The sequence below is a fragment of the Actinocrinis sp. genome (genome assembly GCF_035650855.1).
Lineage (GTDB): Bacteria > Actinomycetota > Actinomycetes > Streptomycetales > Catenulisporaceae > Actinocrinis.
The window spans coordinates 1-8,185 of sequence record NZ_DASRGV010000106.1 but is presented as its reverse complement, the minus strand read 5'-3'; the positions used below and the strand labels follow the sequence as shown (position 1 = coordinate 8,185).

Sequence of the window (8,185 nt, the reverse complement as noted above, 5' to 3'; positions counted from 1 at the left end):
AGCGCGAGTACTCCACCGCGGTGTTGCCGGTGATCGACTGAATGACCGACTTCTCCTTCTTACCGCCGGGCGTGGAGACGTGCCCGGAGCCGGTGGTCGTGGCGGAACCCGTGGTCACGGTCGTTTCGGCGGACCACTGGGTGCCCCAGTACTCGGCGAAGTAGCGCGCGTCCTGCGGCTCGACTCCGGCGAAGACCGCCTTGCAGCCGGTGCCGGTGAACACCGCGGAGCGCAGGTGCTCGGGGAACTGGCCCATCGACTGCGTCAGCAGCACTATCCCGGCGTTCGCGGCCCGTGCGCGCTGCAATCCCTGGACGACGTATTCGTCCACGAAACGGCCGGCCTCGTCGACGACCAGGCCCTTGAACACCGAGCGATCCGCGTCCGGCGCCGCGACGACTTGGACGAACTGGGCGATGGCCAGTCGCGCGAGGATGCGCGCGGCCTGCGGCGAGCTGCCCTCGGGCAGGGCGATCCGCACACGCGTCGGCCGGTTGATCTCACGCATGGAGAAACGGCGCGAGCGGCCGTCGAAGAGGTCGATCAACGCCGGGCGGTCGAGCAGCCGCAGCCGTTCGTTGAGCAGCTGGACCGGGCTGTCACGCAGTACCGCGTCGATGAGCTCACGCAGCGTCGGATAACGCGATTCGCGCTCGTGGAAACCGGAGATCACCGCGTACAGCGCGTTGCGGGCGGCCGAGTCGGCGGCCGGATCGCGGTGCGCGGTCTCCGGCGGCAGCACCGCGCCGGCTAGCCGATCCGCCGCCTCGTCCGGGCTCGACGCGCCGCCGAACAGGTCGAAGCCCCAGTTCGACCGGTCGTCCGGCGCCGCGTCGGGGCGCCGGTTCGGGTCGATGTCGATGTCGAAGAAGCCGGGCAGCACCGCGGGACCGAAGGCCGAGCCGGTCGGGTCGATCACCACCACCGAGGCCAGGCCGACGAGGGTCTGCAGGCCGAGCAGCTCGATGATCGGCCGGGCGAAGGACCGGGTCTTGCCGGATCCCGGCGGGCCGACCACGAGCATGGACGTGCGCAGCACCTCGGTGTCGAGCGCGAACCACTGGTTCTGGTGCGTCACCGGGTTGCGGGGCGTCGGGACGGCGACGCCGAGCCGGGCCTGACCCGTTATCAGGTCGTGCTGAACCAGCCGCGGAACCGGCAGGTCGCGCTGCCGGGACTCGTGCACGAACGCGCCGCCGCCGTACTCCTCGATCTGCTCGGCGACCGGCCGCAGCCGCTCCCGGCTCTCCCCGGACTGCGCGGAGCGCGCCGACTGCTGCACGACGCGGGCGACGCGTACGTAGTCGACGTCGGTCAGCTCGCCCTCGGCCAGCTCCTCGTCGAGGCGGCGCGCGGCCGAGTCGTAACCGGCCTGCCGCAGGTCCTTCCACAGGTCCGGGCGGGCCGGCGGCGGCGCCGGCGCGGTTTTCGCCTCCGGCCGGTACCTGGCCCACAGATGGCGCAGCGCGATCAGCCATTTGCCGTAGCTGCCGCAGATCACGAGCAGCACGACGAGGTAGATGATCCGGGCCACGCCGGCGGACAGGCCGATCGAGGTGAGCAGGTACCCGGCCGGCAGTATCAGCGCGATGTAGAGGATCGGCAGCGCGATCAGGGCATTGCGCACCCGCCGCCAGAGCGTGGGGTCGAGCGGCCCGGGACGGCCCGAGCCGTCGGCGTCGGGGTCGCGGCCGTAGGCGAAGACGCCGGGCAGGTCGAGGACGCGCGGGCCGTGCACCCAGCCGAGCAGGTCGGGCCGGGTCTGGTCGGTCCACGCCGTGCCGTCCCAGTAGCGCACCTGCGCCGCGCCGCTCGGGCACGGATACCAGCCCTCGCGCATGCCGTGCCCGTGCCCGTGACGCTCTTCCTGTCCAGCACTCTGGGCCGGGACGACCGGACCGTCATGCACCGCCACTGTGCTCTCTCCCTCTGCGTCCGGCCCCTGCGGAACCCGAGCTGACGAGCCGTCCGCACGATGGTAGCGACCTGCGCCGATCCCGCCGAGACGACACCGCGGCCACGCACCGTCGCGCAGCGCCCCGCACAGCGATCACGCAGCGACCCGCGCCGGATACCGACACTCTGACAAGCGCGACCGGCAAACCCCCGACGTGCTGCCAGGTGTCCGCCGTGCGTTCCTTCGTTATCGTCGAGAGCAGCCTCGCCCCTTTTCCGCCTGCCTGTCTTCTACCCGGCCGCATGCCCTAAGGAGCACCCGCCCGATGACGACCTCCTCCCGCCCTGTCGGCGGCCCCTCGCTGCCCCAGGAGCGGCGGCTGGTGACCGAGATCCCCGGTCCCCGGTCGCGCGAGCTGTTCGCCCGGCGCAACGAGACCGTGGCGCTCGGCGTGTCGACGACACTGCCGGTGTTCGTCACCCGCGCGGGCGGCGGCGTGCTGGAGGACGTGGACGGCAACTCGCTGATCGACCTCGGCTCAGGCATCGCGGTGACCAGCGTCGGCAACAGCGCGGAGGCCGTGGTCAGACGGGCGACCGAGCAGCTGCAGCGGTTCACCCACACCTGCTTCATGGTCACGCCCTACGAGGGCTACGTCGCCGTCTGCGAGGCGCTGGCCGAGCTGACCCCCGGCGAGCACGCGAAGAAGTCCGCGCTGTTCAACTCCGGCGCCGAGGCGGTCGAGAATGCGGTCAAGATCGCCCGCGCCTACACCAAGCGGCAGGCGGTAGTCGTCTTCGACCACGGTTACCACGGCCGCACGAACCTGACCATGGCGCTGACCGCGAAGAACATGCCGTACAAGAACGGCTTCGGCCCGTTCGCCCCGGAGGTCTACCGGGTGCCGATGGCCTACCCACTGCGCTGGCCGACCGGCCCGGAGAATTGCGCCGAGGAGGCCGCCGCGCAGGCGATCTCGCAGATCGAGAAGCAGGTCGGGGCGCAGAACGTGGCCGCGGTCGTGATCGAGCCGATCCAGGGCGAGGGCGGGTTCATCGAGCCGCCGCTCGGCTTCCTGCCGCGCATCGCGCAGTTCTGCCGGGACAACGGGATCGTGTTCGTCGCCGACGAGATCCAGACCGGCTTCTGCCGCACCGGCGACTGGTTCGCCTGCGAGCACGAGGGCGTAGTCCCGGACCTGGTCACCACGGCCAAGGGCCTGGCCGGCGGGCTGCCGCTGGCGGCCGTGACCGGCCGCGCCGAGATCATGGACGCCGCGCACGCCGGCGGCCTCGGCGGCACCTACGGCGGTAACCCGGTGGCCTGCGCCGCGGCCCTCGGCGCGATCGACACGATGCGCGCGGAGGACCTGGCGGGCCGGGCCCGCAAGATCGGCGAGGTGATGACCAGCCGGCTGCGCGCGCTCGCGGAGCGGCACCCGGAGATCGCCGAGGTGCGCGGCCGCGGCGCGATGATCGCGATCGAGCTGGTCAAGCCGGGGACCCTGGAGCCGGCGCCGGAGATCGCGGTCAAGGCGGCGGCGTTCTGCCACGCCGCAGGTGTGGTGGTGCTCACCTGCGGCACTTTCGGCAACGTGCTGCGCTTCCTTCCGCCCCTGGTTATCGGCGATGATTTGCTGAGTGAAGGCCTGGACGTGATCGAGCAGGCCTTCGACTCCATGAGCTGACCGCCCTGTCCCCGGGAGTGCGGCCCGAGGACGACAGCGCGGCGCCCGCCCCCGACCCCGGGCGGGCGCCGCGCTCGTCTTCACCCTGTGAAGAACCTGTGCACGCCGCCTGAAGCCGCGTCCCACGCGAGCCGCGCAGCGTACCCTCGAAGGGATGCAGCGCACTTCCGAAGAGACGCCGAACTCCCGACCTGAGCCGACGACGCTGACCGCGACGCCCCCGTCGCCGGCCGCCGACGGCGGTTCATCCGGTGGCCCCGGTTCGTCCGCCGGCTCCGGGCGCTGGTGGCTCCCCCCGATCGCGCTGCTGCTCGGCTTCGCGTTCCTGCTTTGGCAGGTCAAGTCGCACGGTCCCGTCACCCGGTTGGACCTACACCTGCGCGACGGCTTACAGCGCGACGCGCTCGACCCGTCGCTGTCCTGGATGTTGCGGCCGGGGCGCGCGATGGCCGACCTCGGCGACCAGTCGGTCGCGCTGTCGGTGCTGTTCGTGAGCACGATGCTCGCGGTGCGATTCACCCGATCCTGGCTGCCCGCCTTGGTCTCCGCGGCAGCCGTGGCCGCCCTCCTCACCGTTATCCCGCTCAAGCTGTGGATCGATCGCCCCGGTCCCAGTCACAGCGTGCTCGGTGACGCGGCGCTCGGCTTCTTCCCTTCCGGCCATACCGCAGACGCGACGCTGTGCTATGGGACCAGCGCGCTGCTGCTGTGCGTCTTCGTCATCCCGCTCGGCCCGGAACTGATCAGCCGGCACCGCCGCGCGCTAAGCCGCACGGTGACCGCCGGCGCGGCGCTGCTCGCGCTGATGACGATCTTCGGGCTGCTCTGGTCCAACTTCCACTGGCTCTCCGACACCCTCGGTTCGCTGTGCTGGTGCGGCGCCGCGCTGCTCGTCCTGCGGCACTACACCCTCACCCGGCTGGTCCCGCGGGCCACGGGGAGGGAAATTCGCCTTCCGCGTGGCTAGCCTGGCGCCGTGAACGGCAACGGGTCGCGGCGCGGCAGGCCACGCCATCCGGACGTGCTGACTCCCGCCGAGTGGCGGACCGTCGACGCGGTGCGCCACGGGATGAGCACGCGCCACATCGCGCGGCTGCGCGGCGTGAGCCCGGACGCCGTGAAGTTCCACGTCGCGAACGCCCTGGCGAAGCTCGGCCTGGCCAACCGGGCCGAGTTGCGCAGGTGGCGCGGCGTGCCGAGAGACAGCTCCCTGAGGAAAGGACCCGCCGCGATGGAACCCGGAGCACGGCTCGAACTCGGCCCGCTCGGCCAGATCTCCCGGCACGTGCGCGACTTCGACGCGGCGGTCGGCTGGTACGGCAGGACGCTCGGGCTCGAGCACCTCTACACCTTCGGCCAGCTCGCGTTCTACGACTGCGGCGGTGTCCGGCTGATGATCAGCCCGCCGGAATCAGGCGCGGAGCCGGGGACGCCCTCGCTGCTGTACTTCCGCGTGCCCGACATCCAGCACGCCTACGACGAGCTGACCGCGCGCGGCGTCGTCTTCTCCGGAGCCCCGCACCTGATCCACCGGCACGCGAACGGCGTCGAGGAGTGGATGGCCTTCTTCGAGGATCCGGACGGCAATCCGCTCGCGATCATGTCCCAGGTGCAGCCGCCGCAGGGCTAGCGTCTCGGCGGTGGGGCGCCGGCCCTGCGCGACCTTGCGACGGCTGCTAGACGTTCTGCGGGAAGCCGAGGTTGATCCCGCCGTGCGAGGGGTCCAGCCAGCGCTGGGTGACCGCCTTGGTGCGCGTGTAGAAGTGCACCCCCTGCGGACCGTAGGCGTGCGAGTCGCCGAACAGCGAGGACTTCCAGCCGCCGAAGGAGAAGTAGGCGACCGGGACCGGGATCGGCACGTTGATCCCGACCATGCCGACCTCGACCTCGTTGCGGAACCTGGCCGCCGCGCCGCCGTCGTTGGTGAAGATGGCGGTGCCGTTGCCGTAGGGGTTGGCGTTGATCAGCTCGATCGCCTGGTCGTAGGAGTTCGCCCGCACCACGCTGAGCACCGGGCCGAAGATCTCGTCGGTGTAGATCTCCATCTCGGAGGTCACGTGGTCGAAGAGGGTCGGGCCGAGCCAGTAGCCGTTGGAGGTGTCCACGCCGGTCTGCTCGGCGGAGTCGATCGCGTGCTCGCGCCCGTCGACGACCAGGCTCGCCCCGGACTTCAGGCCGGCGTCGAGGTACGAGGTGACCTTGTCCCGGTGCGCGGCGGTGACCAGCGGCCCCATCTCGGAGGTCGGTGCGCAGCCGGGGCCGACCCGCAGCTTGGCCATCCGGTCCGCGATCTTCTGGACCAGCTCGTCGCCCACCGGGTCCACGGCCACCAGCACCGAGACCGCCATGCAGCGCTCGCCGGCCGCGCCGAAGCCGGCCGAGACCGCGGCGTCGGCGGCCAGGTCGAGATCGGCGTCGGGCAGCACGACCATGTGGTTCTTCGCGCCGCCGAGCGCCTGCACCCGCTTGCCGTAGCGGGTGCCGTTCTCGTAGACGTAGCGCGCGATAGGCGTCGAGCCGACGAACGAGACCGCCTTGACGTCCGGGTGTTCGAGCAGCCGGTCCACCGCGACCTTGTCGCCGTGCACGACGTTGAACACCCCGTCCGGCAGCCCGGCCTCCTTCCACAGCGCGGCCAGCCAGTTCGCCGCGGAGGGGTCCTTCTCGCTGGGCTTGACCACGACGGTGTTGCCGGTGGCCAGCGCGATCGGGAAGAACCACATCGGCACCATGGCCGGGAAGTTGAACGGCGAGATGATCGCGACCGGGCCGAGCGGCTGCTGCAGCTCGTAGACCTCGACCCCGGTGGAGGCGGACTCGACGAAGCCGCCCTTGACCAGGTGCGGGATGCCGCAGGCGAACTCGACCACCTCGAGGCCGCGGGCCACCTCGCCAAGGGCGTCGGAGTGCACCTTGCCGTGCTCGGAGACGATCAGCGCGGCCAGCTCGTCGCGCCGGGCGCTGAGCAGCTCGCGGAAGTTGAACAGCAGCTGCACCCGCCGGGCCAGCGAGGTCGACCGCCACTGCGGGAACGCGGCCACGGCGGCGGCGACCGCGTCGTCCACCTCGCGGACCGAGGCGTAGTCCACGACGCCGCTGCCCTGCCCGGTGGCCGGATCGTGCAGGTCTCCGCGCCGGTCGGCCACGCCCGACCAGGGCGCCCCGTCGATCCAGTGTGTGACGTGCTTGCTCACGGGTTATCGCCCCTCGGGTTGGAATGTGCGGATGCCGTGCTTTCGAGTCTGCTGACCCTGTTTTCGAGTCTGCTGACGCTGGGCGGGGGTGGCCAATTGCCACAGTGTCGGCGTCGGAGCCGTTCGGCTTACAGCAGCGCGCCGGCTCGGGCGGGCCGGCTCAGCTGTCGAAGCCGAGCCCGGCGCGGTCGAGGGCGCGCAGCCACAGATTGCGCTTGCCCTTGTTCCGGTCGGCGCGATCCAACGACCAGCGCGTGAGGTTCACGCCGAGTGCCTTGAACGGCTCCGGTGGGAAGGGCAGCGGTTTGGTGCGTACCAGCTGAAGGTCCGTCAGCTCAGTCGGCTTACCGCCGAGCAGGTCGAGCATCACGTTCGCACCGAAGCGGCTCGCTCCGACGCCGAGACCCGTGTACCCGGCCGCGTACGCTACCCGGCCGTTGTGTGCGGTACCGAAGAACGCGCAGAAGCGGGTGCAGGTGTCGATGACGCCTCCCCAGCTGTGCGTGAACTTCAGCCCCTCCAGCTGCGGGAAGGTCTGGAAGAAGTGCTCGGCGAGCTTGGTGAACGTCGCAGGACGCTGGTCCAGTTCGGAGCGAATGCGGCTGCCGTAGTGGTAGATCGCGTCGTAACCGCCCCATAGGATGCGGTTGTCGGCGGTGAGCCGGTAGTAGTGGAACTGGTTACCGCTGTCGCCGATGCCCTGACGCGCGCTCCAACCCAACTCGGCAAGCTGTGCGGTACTTAGCGGTTCTGTCATCAGCACGTAGTCGTATACGGGCACGATGTACGGCCTGACGCGCTTGAGTAGCGAAGGAAAGGCATTCGTAGCCAGGACCACCTGGTCTGCGACCACCCACTTGCCCTGCCGAGTGCGCAGCGAGGGGCCGTTGACGCTCTTCTCCAGCGCGACGACCGGCGAGCGCTCGTAGATGCGCACGCCCAGCTCCAGGCATGCTTCGCGCAGACCCCAGGCCAGCTTCGCCGGGTGGATGATCGCGCAGCCCTCCCGGTCCCAGGTCGCGGCGAGATAGGTCGGCGAGTCGACCTGTGCGCGGGTCTGCTCGGCGTCGAGGAACTCGACCCGCTCGCCGTACTGCGCGGCCACGTCCGCGTATTGGCGCAGCTCGGCAGCCTGCCACGGCGCGGTGGCGACGTTCATCTCGCCGGCGCGCTCCCAGTCGCAGTCGATGCGGTACTTGCGCAGCGTCGCCTCGATCGCGTCCAGGTTCTCCGCGCCGAGGCGGTTGAGGGTGCGCAGTTCGTCGGGGAAGCGGTCGATTCCGTTAGGCAGGCCGTGGGTCAGCGAGGCGGCACAGAATCCGCCGTTGCGGCCGGAAGCCGCCCAGCCGGTCCGCGCTCCCTCCAGCACGACCACGTCGCGGCCGGGGTCGCGCTCCTTCGCCAGCA

At 70.8% G+C, this 8,185-nt stretch carries 6 protein-coding genes; 3 read left to right on the top strand and 3 right to left on the bottom strand.

All coding sequences use genetic code 11. The features are described from left to right. Positions 1–1,915: DUF2510 domain-containing protein (locus VFB40_RS08565; RefSeq protein WP_324848764.1), on the bottom strand; the 1,915-nt coding region annotated here is incomplete at its 3' end. A gap of 307 nt (positions 1,916–2,222) precedes the next feature. Here VFB40_RS08565 and gabT point away from each other — a divergent pair. The 3 genes from gabT to VFB40_RS08550 all read left to right on the top strand — a co-directional run bounded on the left by gabT (position 2,223) and on the right by VFB40_RS08550 (position 5,214). Then, positions 2,223–3,584 (top strand): 4-aminobutyrate--2-oxoglutarate transaminase, encoded by a 1,362-nt coding sequence (gabT, locus tag VFB40_RS08560; RefSeq protein ID WP_324848763.1) that lies wholly within the window; start codon positions 2,223–2,225, stop codon positions 3,582–3,584. A gap of 154 nt (positions 3,585–3,738) precedes the next feature. Then, positions 3,739–4,551: a phosphatase PAP2 family protein gene (locus VFB40_RS08555; RefSeq protein ID WP_324848762.1), complete on the top strand. Its 813-nt coding sequence runs from the start codon at positions 3,739–3,741 to the stop codon at positions 4,549–4,551. A 9-nt stretch (positions 4,552–4,560) separates the two neighbouring features. After that, the gene (locus VFB40_RS08550) at positions 4,561–5,214 is read left to right on the top strand and encodes a VOC family protein (RefSeq protein WP_324848761.1); all 654 of its coding nucleotides are present in this window, start codon (positions 4,561–4,563) and stop codon (positions 5,212–5,214) included. Between the two features lie 46 nt (positions 5,215–5,260). On the opposite strand, the gene VFB40_RS08545 is transcribed toward VFB40_RS08550, so the two are convergent. Beyond that, positions 5,261–6,778: a CoA-acylating methylmalonate-semialdehyde dehydrogenase gene (locus tag VFB40_RS08545; protein WP_324848760.1), complete on the bottom strand. Its 1,518-nt coding sequence runs from the start codon at positions 6,776–6,778 to the stop codon at positions 5,261–5,263. A 160-nt stretch (positions 6,779–6,938) separates the two neighbouring features. Continuing rightward, a partial coding sequence (locus VFB40_RS08540) for an NAD(P)/FAD-dependent oxidoreductase (RefSeq protein ID WP_324848759.1) occupies positions 6,939–8,185 on the bottom strand: 1,247 nt, incomplete at its 5' end.

Excerpts from the sequence above, each read along its gene's own strand:
- gabT (WP_324848763.1), top strand. The coding sequence starts at position 2,223 with ATGACGACCTCCTCCCGCCCTGTCGGCGGCCCCTCGCTGCCCCAGGAG.
- VFB40_RS08555 (WP_324848762.1), top strand. The coding sequence starts at position 3,739 with ATGCAGCGCACTTCCGAAGAGACGCCGAACTCCCGACCTGAGCCGACG.